This is a genomic window from Candidatus Regiella endosymbiont of Tuberolachnus salignus (assembly GCF_964020115.1).
Lineage (GTDB): Bacteria > Pseudomonadota > Gammaproteobacteria > Enterobacterales > Enterobacteriaceae > Regiella > Regiella insecticola.
The window spans coordinates 726,878-743,494 of record NZ_OZ026542.1 but is presented as its reverse complement, the minus strand read 5'-3'; the positions used below and the strand labels follow the sequence as shown (position 1 = coordinate 743,494).

Sequence of the window (16,617 nt, the reverse complement as noted above, 5' to 3'; positions counted from 1 at the left end):
AAAATCGTCGTGCCAATAATGTGGTTTACATCGATCACGCCAAAATTTGAGCGATAATTTTTATCACATCAATCTTTGTACTAAAAATAAACAGGACGGCACCCAATCCACATAAAATGAGCAAGTACTTTCTCAGCAAGGCCAACAACTGTGAGAGCCTCACCTCTTCTACCCTTTTTTGCCAAAGGGTCGTCTCTATCTTTTTTAGCGTGATACGCAACGTCTCTATCTGAGACTGACTGGACATGATGTTTTTTTGGAGAGCAGTGATATCAGATAGTATTTTTAGATGCACTTCTGTCAGTTCAGTGAGTTCGTTCATGTAAGCATGATTTAAGTAGTAATGTGAGGAAAAGTTTTTTTGAGTTAATCGAACAAAAAAAAAACCCGCTTAAGCGGGCTTTTAGATGCAGCAGTAACAATTTGGAGAATTTATACCTGATTTGTATTGACAACACAAATAAAAAATGAAAAAAACATCAGTTTTTTTCAAGGCGGCCATTTAAGCAGCCTAATAACCACTGATGAGCCATATCCACATGATATTTGAATTGTGTGTGGGATATGGCCAACTTTTTGGCCTTGTAACGCAAGGAGCCGCGTTGAAAATAGTAACACCGTAATGCCCGTGCCATAGCAGGATTTTGCTGTGCCATCGCATTGACCCAGTTTTCTATCTCTTCAGCGGCGGCATGAGTAGGCAAGGGGTTAGATCCCGAGCGACGAAACACATTCCCTTCCGTCATAATACGGTATTCAATGGAACAAGAGGAATACCCTAAACTCGAAAAATTCCCTCGGCTATACCATTCAGCCCATTGGTACAAACGATCTTCGAGATAACGGGTAAAATTATTGGTATTCATGATGACGATATCCATAAGTAGCATTCGCTTTCTTTGGTGCGGTATGAAATTGACGGGAAGCCCGCGTCAAACAGGGAATGAAAAAAGTCAGGGGGTTATCGACGGCAAAATTTGTATTCATCACGCTGTGCTAGCAGCCGTCTCACTGCACGCTGGCGTAGTTCGAGGGGATAACGTTTTGATGACATTTCGGGGCTCCTTTTATACTAGAGTTTACTCTCCAGGATTCCCGTGGCGGTTCAGTTTTCTTCGATGGGACATATATGGGACAGAGAACGTGTTATACGTGCTTTCATTTTTTGTTATCTTTTTACATCTTTGGGCGTGTGAGCGGCATTAGATGCGGTAATTTAATGAATCAGAAAGTACTCAACGGCCTTCTAAGCCGTAGGCCGCAGGTTCGAATCCTGCAGGGCGCACCAATAATATCAAGGGGTTAGGTGTTCTTCCTCCCCGCTTCTTTACAGGTATGGGACAGATTTGGGACATCATTATCAAAAATCGCGTCAATGTGCTTGGCGTGTTCAGTCAAATGACGAGGGGAAAGGTGGGCATACCTCCGTACCATGTCGATTGACTCCCATCCCCCCATTTCTTGTAAAACAGACAGGGGAACACCCGCCTGTATCAGCCAGCTTGCCCAAGTGTGTCTCAAATCATGAAAACGGAATGCTTCTATCCCTGCTCGCTTCAATGCCTGCTTCCACGCCGAGTTAGCATCGACACGCATCTTCCGCACGGAGGGCGTTAGTGTGCCATCCGTGCGGGTTTTCGCTTCCGTATACACAAATACCCATGTGTGGTGTTTTCCTATTTGATCGCGGAGAATTTTGCAGGACGTCTCATTGAGGGCTACCCCAATAGCCTGACCAGATTTGCTGTCTTCAGGATTAATCCATGCCACGCGGCGTGGCATGTCAATTTGCTTCCATTCCAGGTTAATGATATTGGAACGGCGAAGACCGGTAGCCAGTGCAAATTTGACCACCGACTTTAACGGCTCTGGGCATTCATCAATCAGTCGTTGCGCTTCTGCGGGTTTAAGCCATCGAATACGTTTATTTTTCACTTGTGGCACTTTGATAACGGGCGCTTTTTCAAGCCACTTCCAGTCTCGTTCGGCAGTACGCAGCAGTGACTTCATTAATGCAAGATGTTTAGCTTTAGTCGAGAGGGTGACTGCTTTTTCCTGATATTCCGGTGCCTTCTGACCTTTTCTTACCATTGCCTCAGATTGTAGTCGCCAGTTTTCAGCATAGCGACGGTTCGTCATTTTGCTTATTGCCGCGTAGATCCTGGCTTCAGTCAACTCCTTAAGCTTTACACCTTCAAAATGCAACAGCCAAAATCCCATCCGGCTTTTGTCATCATCAAGCGATTTTTTGTCGGCCTTTTCCTCTAACCAGCGTAAGCAAGCTTCTTCAAGAGTCACCTCAGGGAGATTATCCAGCTTGTCTATTCTCCACAATTCAGCTTTTCGTTTATCGTGCAATTCCTGAGCTTGCCGCTTGTCCTCTGTGCCAAGAGATTCTTTAATTCGCTTGCCTTCCGGTAACGAGTAGCTCGCGTACCATATTTTTCCTCTGCGGAAGATTGACATAATTTCTCCTCGTGCAACCTGCCGTCGCTCACGGCGACAGTGTGGATCGGATTGTTCAATGCAGCAAGACAGGTTTGCAGGGTGAACAGGTAGGGAGACTTCTTTTTGGTTGGATCTTTACGTGTTGCTTGAATTCTTCCCGATTTAACCCACTGCGATAACGTGGGGCGGGATACGCCGACAATTAAAGCGGCTTCATGCCGTGTGAGTGATTGTTTTTTCACTGGATTACCTCTGCTTATTGTGAGCCGATCAAATATGGCAAAGCCTCAGTCTCGCCGTGTGCATGTGCAGGACGAATTGCCGTGAGGTAGCCTGTTTGCTTGGTGTCAACGCTACTTTAGATTGACCACTTTTTGCTACTTTAAAATGTCCAGTTTTTGCTAATTTTCCTGTTGGGTTTCTATTCCAGGCGCCTGGATAATATCAGTCGTTTTTATAGGCAACATGCCTGCTTTGCGTTTATTTTTGAGTCGATAGCTTTCTCCTTTAATATTCAATGTGGTTGAATGATGTAAAAGCCTGTCTAAAATCGCAGTTGCTAAAATGTGATCACCGAATACGTCCCCCCAATCAGTAAAACTTTTATTTGATGTGAGAATGATGCTCGCCTTTTCATAACGACGGCTCAATAACCTGAAAAATAGGCTAGCTTCTTCGCGATTCATCGGTAAATACCCGATTTCATCCAGTATTAATACCCTGGCATAGCACAGTTGCTGAAGTTGGCGTTCCAGACGGTTTTCTTGCTTTGCCTTCATTAAGGTACAGCAGAGTCTATCCAGAGGCATAAACAATACCCGATGCCCAGCTGTAGCTGCCTTGACAGCCAGCGCTATCGCCAAATGCGTTTTCCCTACCCCAGGTGGGCCTAACAAAATGACGTTTTCATGATGTTCGACAAACCTCAGCCCCGCCAGCTCGCGGATAATTTTCCTGTCTATACTTGGTTGGAAAGTAAAGTCAAATTGCTCCAAGGTTTTTATCCACGGCAAACGTGCTTGTTTTAACCGCGATTCCAAGCCTTTTTGGTGACGCCCGTTCCATTCCTGGGCTAATGCCTGCTGGAGAAATTCACGGTAGTTCAGTGCTTTCTTGGTGGCTTCTTCACATAAACTCTCCAACGCATCGCCCAGGTAATCCATTTTTAACCGTATCAACAAGTTTTCCATTTCCATCAGAGTAGCTCCTCATACACACTGAGCGAACGAGACGCTACTCGATTGACCTGTTGCCAAAGGGCTTGATGATGTTCTGGCACCTTTTGCCAGCCCTGCGTTACCTCCTGCAAGAGATGCGTCGCGAGCAGTTGCTCATCGCCGTAAATACGTAGCGTATTATCTAAACCGATACGAATATTAACCGCACGACCACACCAGAATGAAGGCACGCTATAGCGATTACCTCTGACATCGATATAGCTGTCCCATGCCACTTGTCGTAGGTCGAAGTAGCTGGTATCGAAATCAGTCGCAGGGAGTGGCATCAAGGCTATTTTTTCCTCAGCAAAACGATTTTCCGGTGTCTGCTTGAATTGACGAAGATGACGCTGGTCTGCCACTTTCGCCAGCCACATCGCTAGCAGTTGATTAACATGAGCGAAACTCTCAAACTGACGGTAGCGAGTGAAAAAATTGTGTTTAACATAGCCCACCATCCGTTCGGTTTTGCCTTTCGTTTGCGGTCGATAAGGCTTACAGGCGCGAGGGCTAAACCCATAGTGATTAGCCAGTTGCAGGAAGCCCGCATTGAACTCGATGTGGCCATTTTGTCCATGTTTGATAACAGCGGCTTTTTGGTTATCTACCAAGACATTTTTTACGCTGCCACCGAAGTAATTGAAGCTGCGAACCAGCGATTCATACGTGTGCTCAGCATCTTGCTTAGGGGCAGCAAAGACATGAAAGCGACGCGAAAAACCGAGCGTATTAACGGCAAAATTAACCGTACAGGCAGAGCCTGCCACCTCAACGATGATTTCTCCCCAATCGTGTTGAAGTTGATAACCGGGGAGGGTTTCAAAGCGTACCGTGTTTTTCGAGGCCCTGAGCGGACGTTTGGGATGTATATAACGTCGGAGCATCGCACTCCCACCCCGGTAGCCTTTTTCACGGATTTCCTCAAAAATAACCGCCGCATTCCAAACCTGTTCACTCAACCTTGAATCGATGTAGTCTTTAAAGGGCTCGAGTTTAGCAACCTGTTTTTTACCGCGTTTTGCTGTTGGCGGCGCAGGATAGCTAATGTGCCGTCTCACCGTTTTTTCTGAACACCCTATCTGATGGGCAATATCAACAATAAATGCCCCCTGTTGATGGCGTTGTTTTATCATGTAGTGGTCCTCTCTTCTTAGCATGCTTATTTCCCTCATGGCTTTGTCACCACAAAGGAAACTGCATTCTGGCTTGAGTGGACAAATTAAATTAGCAATTTACGGTCTTTTATCATTAGCGCTGACACTTGGAGATGGGATCTTATTAAGGCATGCAGTTAACGTTGATTACACCGTCTCTGTTATGCTCTGCAGTTCCGCCTTTCTGTCATAGAAAACGTGAATGATCTTTCTTGCTTCACGGATATTCTGGTCTATCATGTTGATACAGCTTTACTTTGATAAAATACTTGAATCATCTGGCGATAACCTTCATCGGTGTTGGTAAAGCGCAGGGTCTTGCCTTGAATACGGATGAGTAGGACGTTGCTCTCGATGTGATAACGCATGTTGGATCACCTTTCTGACGTAATGTATTGATAAAATTATGCTAACGGGTGCGAAGGCCGGAGACGATGTTGTCTAACAGTACGTCTTTCACGTGAGCAACCGCCATGACGATTCCGCCCGTAATGAAAGAGTTATCATGGATGTATTCCTTGGGTTAATCAGAATGGTTTGCTGAAGGTTGACCGGATCGTTCAGATTCTTGCCAAATCGCAAACCCCTTTCCGTCATCGACCAATAGCATTTCTCCTTGTCTGAGGTTTTGGTACTGGGGCGTGACGCTCTTTCAACGATGTCAAGGAGCTGCAGACGCTTGTAACCGGACTCTGGTGGTTCAGCGCCAGCATTTCAATAAGCCAGTATCTTCGCTGGAGTTTTTGCCATCTGGTGCATCAATCGCATACGCAGGAAGCCTATTAGGTAAACCACATGCCGTTTGAAGCTGCTTGAGTGACCCCAGTACAGCAGATGGTGTCAGACGGAATGCTTGTTTAGCAAAATTGATGAAATCCAGTCCGACCTAAACCTGATCGATGAGAGGCTGAACGTTCCCGATGACTGCCTTATCAAACGTGCGGATAACCTTGAGGTTGAAAGCAGCACTGATCCACATCGCATAGGCGTAAATCAGTTCTTTATAGGCAAAAGTTTCCTGTTCAGAGCCACCACGGATAACATCGGTGAGTTCAATTCTGGTCGAGTTGTATTTTTGCAAATCGCTTATTAATTAAACGGTTTGCTCATTGTGGAGTTAGAAAGCAGGTTGGTGTCTGTCTTGCTTATCCGCGGCTTTGTGCAAATCACTCAGGCAATAACGCTCGAAAACATCCTGGCGAACAATGATATTATCGATAATGACTACATTATTTAGCATGAGAAAACCTTCTCAAATGATAGCGATAAATGGAGTCCCAGCACATTGAGAATAGGGGGCTTGACCTAGGATTGGGTGATCGTCAATCTTTGCACTAAATCAGCACGTTTTCCTTGGCTTCCTGTTAGTGCCAGAGGGTTGATGTCTTCTCTGAACCTCTATTTTAAATCAATTTATAACACTTAAGCTATAATTTCGGGCTTTGATGATTTTTCAATAAGTTAATCTCTAAATTCTGCCATCAATAATTATTGAGTTTGTGTTGTCACAAGCTTTTATTAAAGGACGTTTATAGTTTCCTTCACCATTCTCTTTATGAATGGTATTCAAATATAAGGTTAAATTCGTCAGTGGTGACTTCAACGCCAGCAACAACGGGCAGGTTTACTTTAACTCTCCGTAGTGAAATGATGTTTTGTTGTGAATAATGATGCAGGCCTGGTTAATCATTGAACCTTTGCAGGTTAACGGACTTATCGGTTAAACTAAGCCAAACGCATTGAGGAGAACGTCGTAATGGCTCAGGTCGCATTTGATACACAAGAATTTGTCGAAACGCTTGAAAATGCTGGTTTTCGTACAGAGCAGGCGAAAGCGCTTTCTTTAGCCGTGCGTAAATCTCACGAAGTTGCTGATGTGGCCACTAAACGCGACCTTGAAGACCTTCGTAAGGACTTGACTATCCATATAACCGATAGCCACAGAAACCTATCGGCTGAAATTGTTGGTATCCGTAAAGACATGGAAGCCCGTTTCGAGAAGACCGATGCTCAGATAGCCTGTGTTCGCAAAGACATGGAAGCCCGTTTCGAGAAGACCGATGCTCAGATAGCCTGTGTTCGCAAAGACATGGAAGCCCGTTTCGAGAAGACCGATGCTCAGATAGCCTGTGTTCGCAAAGACATGGAAGCCCGTTTCGAGAAGACCGATGCTCAGATAGCCTGTGTTCACAAAGACATGGAAACTCGATTCGAAAAAGTTGATGATAACTTTGAAAAAACTGACGCTAAAATAGTCTCAGTCCATAAAGAGTTGTCTGCTGAGATAGCCGATGTTCGTAAAGATATGACGGCACGTTTCGAGAAGACCGATGCCCAAATAGCCGATGTCCGTAAAGATATGGCGGCACGTTTCGAGAAGACCGATGCTCAGATAGCCGATGTACGCAAAGATTTCATGACTGAAATGTCCCTAATGCGTAAGGATATCGAAAAGAGCGGCATGCAAACAACCATCAAGCTCGGTGGTATGTTAGTGGTTGCTGTTGGTGTGATTCTTGCCGTCCTTAAAATCCCCTTTTAATCTTGTGTGGGTTGTTAGCTCAGTTGGCAGAGGCAGTTGTGTTATAAACCTTTGGTTGTGGGCTCGAGTCCCGTATGACTCACCTCCTTTCAATTTTATGGTGTTCTTTTGTGTAATCTCATAGCGTAAACTGATATTTCTCTTTCATACCGAATAGATACCCTAGCAGCTGTTGTCAGTCGAGTAGCGAACCCACATTACTGTATGTTCGCCCTCTAAGGTAGGGTCGAACAATGGCGCGGTGATCAAATCACGACTTATCTTGATTGCTCCCGTTTCCATCGCCCGCCTCGTCAGTAGGGTCGAACAATGGCGCGGTGATCAAATCACGACTTATCTTGATTGCTCCCGTTTCCATCGCCCGCCTCGTCAAACGCAGCATGCGGTTTTCCCGCACTACGCTTACCTGACAACTTCATACCAAAGCTTATGTGACCTATCTGGCTGGCGACACTTTCGGTACTGGGTAATATCTAATCTTATAGTCTGAATATAAACCTAATTTTTGATAAAACCCTTCCCTACTCCATCTCCCCCAGCCGAAGCCTTGCCGTCGACGTGCCTTCATTAAATGACGTCTCGCTTTCTTTTCTACCCAATCTTTAACGTAGGTAAAACATCGACTTGAATTACCGATCCTATAATAATTCACCCAGCCTCTGAGTATCGGATTGATGAGATAAATGACCCGATCAATCGGTTGAGACTGATGGCCTCTGAACACCGCTTTTAATTTCTGTAAAAGCCGTGTTCTCGCGTCCATCTTCGGTGTTTTCATGATTCCCCATTTCCCTTGCTTTGTTTTCGTTCTTCTAAAAACAAACCCTAGAAAACTGAAGGATTCATCTTGCTTCAGATCAACTTGTCGTGTCTTTTCTAAATTAAGTGTTACTCCCAACTTCATGAGTTCTTCTTTCAGTCGTTTGTAGACACCCGCTGCCAGCCAATCCCATTTTCTATAGCTGTCGATCATTATGATAAGATCATCAGCCCATCTCGCGTATGCAATATGCTGATATCCATCCGTACCCGTTACCCCCTTTGCTCGTTCAAGCATCTTATCTACCTCATTGAGATAGATATTGCTCAGTAATGGCGACAACGGACCGCCTTGAGGTACCCCACATTTCCCACCTGCTTTCAGTATCAGCTTGAGTAGCCGCATGACTTCTTTGTCATTCACGCGCGTTGCTATTTTGCTTAACAAAATATCGTGGCGCACGGTGTCAAAATACGATTTGAGATCGACATCGATGACTCGCGTCATATTCTTGATAGCTGCTACTGTTACCTGTTCTACTGCTTCAGCAGCCGTTCGCTTGGGGCGATAACCAAAAGAGCCCGGCTGGAAATCTGCCTCGAATATCGCTTCTAGAATGAGTTTGACTGCACCTTGCACTACGCGGTCTCGAATAGTGGGAATACTTAACATCCTGGATTGCCCTCCAGCTTTCGGTATCGCCCGTTTCCGATTCCTCAGTGGGTAGTAGGTCTTGGAGAGTAAATCCTTCCTGATGGATTCAAGAAAGTTGTCTACCCCTGCGGACTCAATTTCTTCAAAGGTCACCCCATCTACTCCTGGTGCCCCCTTGTTTTGTTTCGCCAGCTTATAGGAGGTACGCAACGTTTCCATCTTACCAACATGAACATAGATACCCCAAAATCGCCAAGATTTATCAGCCTTCGCTTTGATGTATATCTTCCTTCTCAGGTCTTGCAAATTAATGGTTGTTTTTATCATGACAACCCTTGCCTCCCTTGTTGTTAGAAGCATTATTGTCAGTAGGGTGCCTTTGCTCCACAAGCGTTACCTTGCTTCATCACTACTACACACCCCTCCGCCACCCTCTCGTCTTCGATTCACTTCCCGGTTCACCGGTTATAGAATCTACCTTGCTCCAGTGGCTTTCTCACTGGGACGAGGAGGGCTTCTCCAGTTGCTTCGTACATCCTTGATATCATGCCGTCACTACCACCCCGCCGAAGTTGCTCAGTGTTTCAGTCGATTTCGCTCAGCAATGCTGCTTTCGCCCCCTACGTTGCGGGCTCAGCCTTCGAGGTTACGCACTTTCGGGGCCACCTCTGTGTTCATTTGTATTACGGCCTGATATCTCGCACTTACCCTAACGGTAAGGTTGTCGGTAGGCTTCAACATCTTGGTTTCCCGCCATGCTGCTACCCAAGCTACAGGGCGCCGACTTTTACCCTGGCAGGTCTATCTCCTGCTGAATGTACCAGCCTTTGCTGGACGCACAACGCAGCATGCGGTTTTCCCGCACTACGCTGTTCGAGATTTGATTCACAGCGTAACTAACTTCTGCATTTCTGCAAAGGATAGCCTTAGCTTTGGCAACTGTAGAGGAGTATATTTCGTGATGAGTAAACGGAACTTTTCCCACGTTATATACCCTTTCCAACTTCAGCTACAAAGCATTTTATGCCAGTACCTTGTAGTATATCGATAGACTTTCCATAAGGATCTATGATTCCCCCCAAGGCCATAATAGGCATTGCTTTGGCTTGTTCTTGGATTTTATAGTGCCGTATGCGACGCATTAGTTCACGTAACTTACTTAAGCTACGTTTTAGTCTACTCTTCTCCTTCGGCTACAGTAGTGCGTGAAACCTAGAAAATAGATCGTTTTTATTTTCTTATTCCGCTCCTTTGCGTGCTTCTGCGCAAATCGTCCAAACTCTACTAATCGCGTTTTACTTGGCTCTAGTAACAACCCAAACTTACCAAGTCGTTTGGCCAGTACTGCTTGAAATTGCAATGCATCTGCACGATATTGAAAACATACTACAAAGCCATCAATTATAGCGTATTAGATAACACTCGCCTTTTAATCTAGGTTTAACAACTTTCTCAAACCAGAGGTCAAGGACATAGTGTAGGTATATATTGCTTAGTAATACGCTGATTGATCCACCCTGGGGTGTGCCCAACTTCGTTGTTTACAATTCTTCATCTTCTAGGACACCTGCTTTGAGTCATCTCTGGATAAGGTTTATTATCCTCGGATCCCCTATTCGGTGTTTCACAAATCTTAGTATCCATCCGTGGTCTAAACTACAAAAGAAGCTGTTCAGATCGGCTTCTAAAACCCATCTTACTTTCTTCCCTGCTATGACTTCATTAAGTTTTGATAGGGCATGATGCGCGCTTAGTCTTGCTCTACCACCGTATGAACAAGGTAAGAAATCTTGCTCATACGGTGGTAGAACTTCAACAACACTCCTTTGCAAGGCGCGATCAGCAATACAGGGAACCCCTATCGGACGCTTTTCAGGTTTTCCCGGTTTAGGGACTCAAACTCGCCTGACAGGCGGAGCCTTGTAGCCTTTACGATGTACTGCTTGAAGCATGCACCCTATCCAGTCTTGAAAAGTCTCCCCCTCGCTTCTTTTACATTTACACCATCTATACTCCCGCCGTGCTATTCTTAGCGGTGTGTTTTAGACTTCCCCACACCCTTTCACGTGTTATGTGGTGACAGAGCGATGTAAATCTAAGTTCTGTGTTACACCTAGCTTTTGCTGCTATTTCTATAGTTTCGTTTCCATGGTTGGGATGTTGTCAGTGCTAATGATTAAAAGGGCTCTTCCGTAAATAATGTTGGATTAAAGAAACAGTTCAACTCGCCGGTCACTGAAAAATAATGGGCGATCTTCGCTCTTCGAGGTAGAGCAAGTAATTTTTGAGAATGATCATTTTCAATAGATAAAAAGTCAGAAAATGATTTATATCTCAGTTAGCTACAGTGTTCAGTAACAACATTAGCGCTGATACAGAAACTGACTCTGTTGAACGTCCCTTTGACTTGGGTGCTTCAGGGGCGATTCTCGTGGATAACCCATATCACCATAACTAAATAAAACAATAAGTCAACTACCCATAATATTATATCAACAACAATGGATTCATTCATCACAATGTCTCCCAAAGTGAGTGATGTGTATTTCGTGATAAAGGTGCTGTCGTTCCTATTGGCGCGGTCTTACCCCTGTAATACGAAAAGTACAAAACGTACATGGAACACAGTAGAAAGACGATAGAGCGAATGCGGCTCAAATTTATTCTTTGTCTGAAAAAGCGTCTTTTTTACTGCCGAGTATGACACTGACCGCAACGCTGCAATGTCTTTCTGGGATATTCCCAAAGCAAAAAGCATCGCGGTTTCAAACTGGACGGGGGTGAGTTCAGGAAAGATTTCCCGAAATTCAGAAAATTGAGTCATATCGAAAGCAGCCATGGCAGCCTCCCGTGAAGGTTATGGTGGTTAGCTGATAGGGGTGGTTTGTAGTGCTAATTAACATTTATTGATATCCACACAGGCTGAGGTTGTGTCACCACTGCTCATTGAGCTATTCTCAGCTCATTTCTCCATTGAGTTATGATGTGATACAGCGGTTTTTTTTGATTGGCCGCTTTGGTAGTTGACTTATTGTTTTATTTAGTTATTGGTGATACGGGTTATCCACGAGAATCGCCCCTGAAGCACCCAAGTCAAAGGGACGTTCAACAGAGTCAGTTTCTGTATCAGCGCTAATGTTGTTACTGAACACTGTAGCTAACTGAGATATAAATCATTTTCTGACTTTTTATCTATTGAAAATGATCATTCTCAAAAATTACTTGCTCTACCTCGAAGAGCGAAGATCGCCCATTATTTTTCAGTGACCGGCGAGTTGAACTGTTTCTTTAATCCAACATTATTTACGGAAGAGCCCAATATAAAGTAGCGTTGACAACACCTGCTAGGGTATCTATTACGGTATGACAGAGAAATATCAGTTTACGCTATGAGATAACACAAAAGAACGCCATAAAATTGAAAGGTCTTGGTCGGTAAAATCAAATGTGTATACCCTCCGTCTTTGAAGTTGCCGCTAGGCGGCCAGGGTGTGAGACCGATGAGCGTAGACATACTACGTGATTCGGCGAACACCCGCAGCCAACAACGCGGCGGCTTCAAAGGCGAAGGGTATATAGGCGATTAAGGTATTTTTGAAGCTGTTACTCATCCTCGAGAGATTGCTCACACCGTTGTTGCCGAGTAGTTCGGCTTTAGGTTGAATTGGGGGTTACCCACTTCTTTATCGAGAATATCCAGTACCCACCTTTAGAATAGAAATTTAACACCCACGTCAATCAGTTGACTGCCTATAGGGAGACGTTGAGGTGGGATGTAGTTATCTAATCCTTTTATTTTGCAAAATGTTATTAATTGATTTAGACAATTTATTCCTGCTTTTCGATATATTTTTTGTAATGTGTTTTCTATGGTTCGGTGAGAAAGATGTAGTTTTTTGGCTATCTCTTTAGCACTCAGAGAATATAAAGCAAAAAATATCACCTCAAGTTCTTTTTTAGAAAACAATTTCTTTGTTGAATGAAAAACCGGTAAATTAGGTAGTTCTCCATTAATACATTGCAGCGCAGAAAAGAAGGCGCATTTTCTGCTGTGAAAAATAATTCCTATACATTTCCCCTTTTCATTATAAAGCGGGAATTTTTCACAAATATAAGGTTGAACTATTTGCTTACGCCCATAGGGATAAATATTCAGTGAAGAGAGACTTTGTTGCGTTTCACGGACTTGGCGGTCATGCTCCTGAAAATAACAGGCAAACTTTGCGCTAGCATGCGGAATATCGCTGTCCAATCGACCCTTGAGCCTAAAATTAGCGGGAAGATTCAACAGTTCAAACCAGGCTTTATTCGCATACAAGTAGCGTGATTCATTATCCTTAATGCCCCAGGGGTTCGTGCTACTTTCGCACAGCAATATCAGCTGTTTTGATATCTCATCCGCCGTATATTGTACGTTATTATCCGTTTTCATTTTTTAGGAACGACTTTTGTGGATAATCAACGCTATCAAGAATTAGATAAAGTTCGGTTGCCCATAACATTATATCAACAACAATGGATTTATTTATCACAATGATTTCCTCAAATAAAGAGGGTGAATTACTTAGTGAACGTGAATTATTAATCAAAAAAAAGAAGGGCGTTACCTGAAATATACAGGGTATCTTATTTTTTATTTTTGTGATAAGGCGCGGAGTGTGTTTTGAGAAGACCCAAAGCTTGAAGGGTGACCTTGGGTCTTCTGGTATACCATTTTGTGTTATCTATTTTAACGGCCGGTTATCTTCCTCTCATTCTTTCTTTGTAGAACACATCCCCGTAACGCAAAAAACACAAGACGCACTTGAAATACCGCCAACAAGCTGTTGAGTGAATAGAAATTAAGTTTGATTTTTATCTCTTCCAACGTCGCGTTTACCACGGGATATGACACTGACCGCAACGCTGCGATGTCTTTTTGCGATATGCCTAACGCAAAAAGCATCGCGGTTTCAAATTGGACAGGGGTTAATTCAGGAAAGACTTCCCGAAATTCAGAAAATTGAGTAATATCGACTATAGCCATAGCAGCCTCCAGTCAGGTTGTGGTGGTTAGCTGACAGGGGTGGCTCGCGACCATCTCTGTTAGCGCTATCTAAAATTAATTAATATTGGATTGTTAGGCCATATTTTTTCTCCGTTATTTATAGTGCGAAACTCGTGTCAGAATGGCTTGAAATTCAATTTATTACTATAACAGGCCGCTTATTTTACTATTAGGCAATAACTCTATATATTTAATGAAAAAATTAAGGGGAGAACATTTTCCATTGCCAATCACTTATCCCTGTCCGAGGCGACTTGCCTTGACAGAAGCGATGCAAGACTGGATACATGTCGCCGCATACGGCATTTGATAGTCATCTCCTAACATACTTGTAATATCTAGAGCAGTCGCACTGGCTCTGTTTTAACCCGATGCCAGAATACTCTTTTTTTCGACTCTATTTTTCTGTTCTACTTGCATTTCACTTTTTCCTCAAATTATTTAATTTTCTCAATTACTTTCATGGTCGCCAGGCTTCGGGCTGGTTTGAATGGGTATCCCGGTGATTTTTGCATGGACATTAACAAACATTGTTAAAGTCGTTGCTAATGCAACGACGATAAAGTAAAAGATGACTTCCTTCCTAAAGAACTCTTTGCCAGTCGGTCTCTCATCGAGGCTGGGGGTGATTACATCGCTCACCCAATGCGTGCTGCTTAGTGGCTCCTGCCTAAATCTAATTCACGACTTGTCCCCGTTTTCACAGGGGCGCCGGGTCAGGCTGCTACTTCTTGGGCTGTCTTGCCTGGTGGCGTTAGTTGTAATCTTAAATGAGTCGCAGAAATAATATACAAACAATATTGTACATTAGTAAACAATTAATTTTGTTTAAAGTGAAATTAAAAACTTATTTTTTGTATTTGAAAGAAAATTCAATTGAAAAAAATTTTGTGGGAAGGTGAACTCAGTGGAAATCTTCAGACACAAAAAACTGATATAAGCTGAAGGAGGATATTAAAACAGATTATTTGCTCTATTGAAAAATTAGGGCTAGATCCTAGATTGAAGCAGGAAATAGCAAACTCTCTAACATGTCAGAAAAGTCTGATGCAATGCCTAAATCGGTTAGGCTATGACATTGAAATTTTAATTAAACCAAGCCAGAAGTTTATTGACCATAGAATTTTTTCTTTAGCGTGACGGGCTCATAACCTAATCTGAGCTGTGGCTATCTTTGCTGATGTAACTTTCCTCTTTTACAATCACAGTGAGCCCGGTTTCATCGGCTTTATAGTGAATCATCTCGATAAGCCTGGCATGAGGAATGCTGACAAATTTTTGGTTATTCAGCTTGCCGATGTTAATGGATTTTTTCCATTCGAAGTTGTGACCAATAACAAGGGTTCCTGCGTCGGCCATCAAAGCGTAATTGATAATGAAACGACTCACCTTGTGGAGATAATCATTTATCCAGCATAATCGTTTAACTGATTTAATCATCTTCCCGTTAACCAGAACAGGTTGAACAGCTGGCTGGTTTGAAATAAGGGTGGCAAGATTATTGATGCCTAAAGCATTGCTCTTATTCAGCAAGACTTTAGGCATTGACTTGAACTTATAAACCAACTCAACGAAGAATGCATTGCCTGTTGGCACGAATCTAACATCCTGAACAATTGTGTCGTCACCCGCTTTACTGTTTACAATTTGATTGCCACAACAGGTAACAATTATAGGTTTCATTCCTAACAATGAGGCGGATAGCCGTAGAGAGACTGCATTGGCTATTAGGTAATCAGCTAGCTATGGACGGAGAATTTCGCGCAAACTGTTAAATAAGTCGCATTTTTGCCTCGATTACTACGCCGATGATCTGACAATTACCATTGATGGGGATGAGTGGATAGCTTGGGTTTAATGGTTTTAGGTAATTTTTTCCTGCGTCAATGATGTATTTCTTGAACGTTGCTTCATTGGCATCAGTTAACTTTGCAATAACTAAATTTCCATCTTTAACCTCACGGCCTGTATCGACAAGAATAAGTGTATTTTCTGACACACTCACACCGATAAGTGATGTCATAGAATCCCCTTTGACACGTAGCCAAAAAGCTTCTCCCATGACATGAGCCGCTGATTCTGGCCATTCTTCAATTTCAGAAACATTATAATAAGGTTCAATAGATTCACTCCAATTACGAGCTTGTGCCCATCTGATCAATGGATAAACTTTTGTTCGCTTATGAGGAGTGATATAGGCAACGTTGTTAGGTTCGTCTTTATGCTCGCCCCCGTTTAATAACCAATAAAGTTGACAATTCAGAGCGTTAGCAAGCTCAGGAAGATAGCGTGGTCTTTTTGTTTTACCATTTTCCAATTGTTCAATAGCTTGTTGAGAAGTATCGACTCGTTTGGCTAAATCTTTTTGAGTAAGGCCCAATTCTGTTCGTCTGCTTCGAACTCTATCCGCAATACTCATGAAGTCATCCCTAAAAAATAACTCTCCTTAATATATTCACATATTCACATATTCACAAGAAAAACTGTATTTGACAAACAAATTAAATTGTTATTAAATGCAAATAAATTTGTTTTGGAGAGACTATGAAAAACCTATCTGAACGGATTAGACAACGACGTTCAGCACTGAAAATAACTCAGGTCGAACTTGCCAAAAAAACGGGTGTTAAACAGCAATCCATTCAGCAAATTGAGGCTGGAATCACCAAACGGCCGCGTTATCTATTGGAACTTGCCAAAGCACTCCAGTGCAACCCTCATTGGTTGATGTATGGGGAAGAAAAGTCAAGTCGTCTAAGCTCACGGAACCCACCTTCACTTACATTTTAACAACC

Annotated in this window: 18 protein-coding genes and 1 pseudogene; 5 read left to right on the top strand and 14 right to left on the bottom strand. The window is 43.2% G+C overall.

Features of this window, described 5'->3' with window-relative positions; translation table 11 throughout:
- Nucleotides 1-34: 34 nt before the first annotated feature.
- The 5 genes from AACL30_RS03810 to istA all read right to left on the bottom strand — a co-directional run bounded on the left by AACL30_RS03810 (nt 35) and on the right by istA (nt 4,822).
- Nucleotides 35-322 carry a hypothetical protein gene (locus AACL30_RS03810; RefSeq protein ID WP_006706665.1) on the bottom strand — a complete coding sequence of 96 codons (288 nt, stop codon included), beginning with the start codon at nt 320-322 and terminating at the stop codon, nt 35-37.
- A gap of 157 nt (nt 323-479) precedes the next feature.
- Nucleotides 480-890, bottom strand: coding sequence for an antiterminator Q family protein (locus AACL30_RS03805; RefSeq protein WP_339057777.1), 411 nt, complete (start codon nt 888-890; stop codon nt 480-482).
- A 412-nt stretch (nt 891-1,302) separates the two neighbouring features.
- Complete coding sequence (locus AACL30_RS03800; protein ID WP_339057855.1) at nt 1,303-2,466, bottom strand: site-specific integrase; 1,164 nt, start codon at nt 2,464-2,466, stop codon at nt 1,303-1,305.
- Nucleotides 2,467-2,849: 383 nt separating this feature from the next.
- A complete protein-coding gene (gene istB / locus AACL30_RS03795; RefSeq protein WP_339058365.1) occupies nt 2,850-3,647 on the bottom strand; it encodes an IS21-like element helper ATPase IstB in 798 nt (265 codons plus the stop codon).
- Nucleotides 3,644-4,822, bottom strand: coding sequence for an IS21 family transposase (istA, locus tag AACL30_RS03790; RefSeq protein WP_339056344.1), 1,179 nt, complete (start codon nt 4,820-4,822; stop codon nt 3,644-3,646). Before istA ends, istB begins: the two co-directional genes overlap by 4 nt.
- Here istA and AACL30_RS03785 point away from each other — a divergent pair.
- On the top strand, nt 4,821-5,012 hold the full coding sequence (locus tag AACL30_RS03785; RefSeq protein ID WP_339057854.1) for a hypothetical protein: 192 nt from the start codon (nt 4,821-4,823) through the stop codon (nt 5,010-5,012). The two genes, istA and AACL30_RS03785, sit on opposite strands and share 2 nt — an antisense overlap.
- 43 nt (nt 5,013-5,055) lie before the next feature.
- Here AACL30_RS03785 and AACL30_RS03780 read toward each other — a convergent pair whose 3' ends face one another.
- Nucleotides 5,056-5,187, bottom strand: a complete 132-nt coding sequence (locus tag AACL30_RS03780; protein WP_260200216.1) for a hypothetical protein — start codon at nt 5,185-5,187, stop codon at nt 5,056-5,058.
- Between the two features lie 518 nt (nt 5,188-5,705).
- Nucleotides 5,706-5,900, bottom strand: coding sequence for a KilA-N domain-containing protein (locus AACL30_RS03775; RefSeq protein ID WP_050749342.1), 195 nt, complete (start codon nt 5,898-5,900; stop codon nt 5,706-5,708).
- A gap of 30 nt (nt 5,901-5,930) precedes the next feature.
- Between AACL30_RS03775 and AACL30_RS03770 the strand changes: the two genes are divergently transcribed.
- Both AACL30_RS03770 and AACL30_RS03765 read left to right on the top strand, forming a co-directional pair.
- Nucleotides 5,931-6,056 carry a hypothetical protein gene (locus AACL30_RS03770; RefSeq protein ID WP_339057853.1) on the top strand — a complete coding sequence of 42 codons (126 nt, stop codon included), beginning with the start codon at nt 5,931-5,933 and terminating at the stop codon, nt 6,054-6,056.
- Between the two features lie 519 nt (nt 6,057-6,575).
- Nucleotides 6,576-7,361 (top strand): hypothetical protein, encoded by a 786-nt coding sequence (locus AACL30_RS03765; RefSeq protein ID WP_339057852.1) that lies wholly within the window; start codon nt 6,576-6,578, stop codon nt 7,359-7,361.
- Between the two features lie 436 nt (nt 7,362-7,797).
- On the opposite strand, the gene ltrA is transcribed toward AACL30_RS03765, so the two are convergent.
- From ltrA to AACL30_RS03755, 3 genes and pseudogenes are all read right to left on the bottom strand, one after another.
- Complete coding sequence (gene ltrA / locus AACL30_RS03760) at nt 7,798-9,102, bottom strand: group II intron reverse transcriptase/maturase (protein WP_339057671.1); 1,305 nt, start codon at nt 9,100-9,102, stop codon at nt 7,798-7,800.
- A 1,250-nt stretch (nt 9,103-10,352) separates the two neighbouring features.
- Nucleotides 10,353-10,658 (bottom strand): annotated as a pseudogene (locus AACL30_RS16355) (reverse transcriptase domain-containing protein); the annotation flags it as partial.
- 701 nt (nt 10,659-11,359) lie between these two features.
- Nucleotides 11,360-11,614 carry a transcriptional regulator gene (locus AACL30_RS03755; protein WP_339057851.1) on the bottom strand — a complete coding sequence of 85 codons (255 nt, stop codon included), beginning with the start codon at nt 11,612-11,614 and terminating at the stop codon, nt 11,360-11,362.
- Between the two features lie 625 nt (nt 11,615-12,239).
- On the opposite strand from AACL30_RS03755, the gene AACL30_RS03750 reads away from it, so the two are divergent.
- Nucleotides 12,240-12,362 (top strand): hypothetical protein, encoded by a 123-nt coding sequence (locus AACL30_RS03750; RefSeq protein ID WP_339057850.1) that lies wholly within the window; start codon nt 12,240-12,242, stop codon nt 12,360-12,362.
- Nucleotides 12,363-12,484: 122 nt separating this feature from the next.
- Here AACL30_RS03750 and AACL30_RS03745 read toward each other — a convergent pair whose 3' ends face one another.
- The 4 genes from AACL30_RS03745 to AACL30_RS03730 form a co-directional block, all read right to left on the bottom strand.
- Entirely contained in the window at nt 12,485-13,207 is a 723-nt protein-coding gene (locus tag AACL30_RS03745) for a helix-turn-helix transcriptional regulator (RefSeq protein ID WP_339057849.1), read from the bottom strand.
- 297 nt (nt 13,208-13,504) lie between these two features.
- Nucleotides 13,505-13,801: a transcriptional regulator gene (locus AACL30_RS03740; protein ID WP_339057848.1), complete on the bottom strand. Its 297-nt coding sequence runs from the start codon at nt 13,799-13,801 to the stop codon at nt 13,505-13,507.
- A gap of 1,173 nt (nt 13,802-14,974) precedes the next feature.
- Nucleotides 14,975-15,418 (bottom strand): IS200/IS605 family accessory protein TnpB-related protein, encoded by a 444-nt coding sequence (locus tag AACL30_RS03735; protein ID WP_339057847.1) that lies wholly within the window; start codon nt 15,416-15,418, stop codon nt 14,975-14,977.
- Nucleotides 15,419-15,593: 175 nt separating this feature from the next.
- Entirely contained in the window at nt 15,594-16,241 is a 648-nt protein-coding gene (locus tag AACL30_RS03730; protein WP_339057846.1) for a LexA family protein, read from the bottom strand.
- Between the two features lie 125 nt (nt 16,242-16,366).
- On the opposite strand from AACL30_RS03730, the gene AACL30_RS03725 reads away from it, so the two are divergent.
- A complete protein-coding gene (locus AACL30_RS03725; RefSeq protein WP_006706107.1) occupies nt 16,367-16,612 on the top strand; it encodes a helix-turn-helix domain-containing protein in 246 nt (81 codons plus the stop codon).
- The last annotated feature ends 5 nt before the right edge of the window (nt 16,613-16,617 follow it).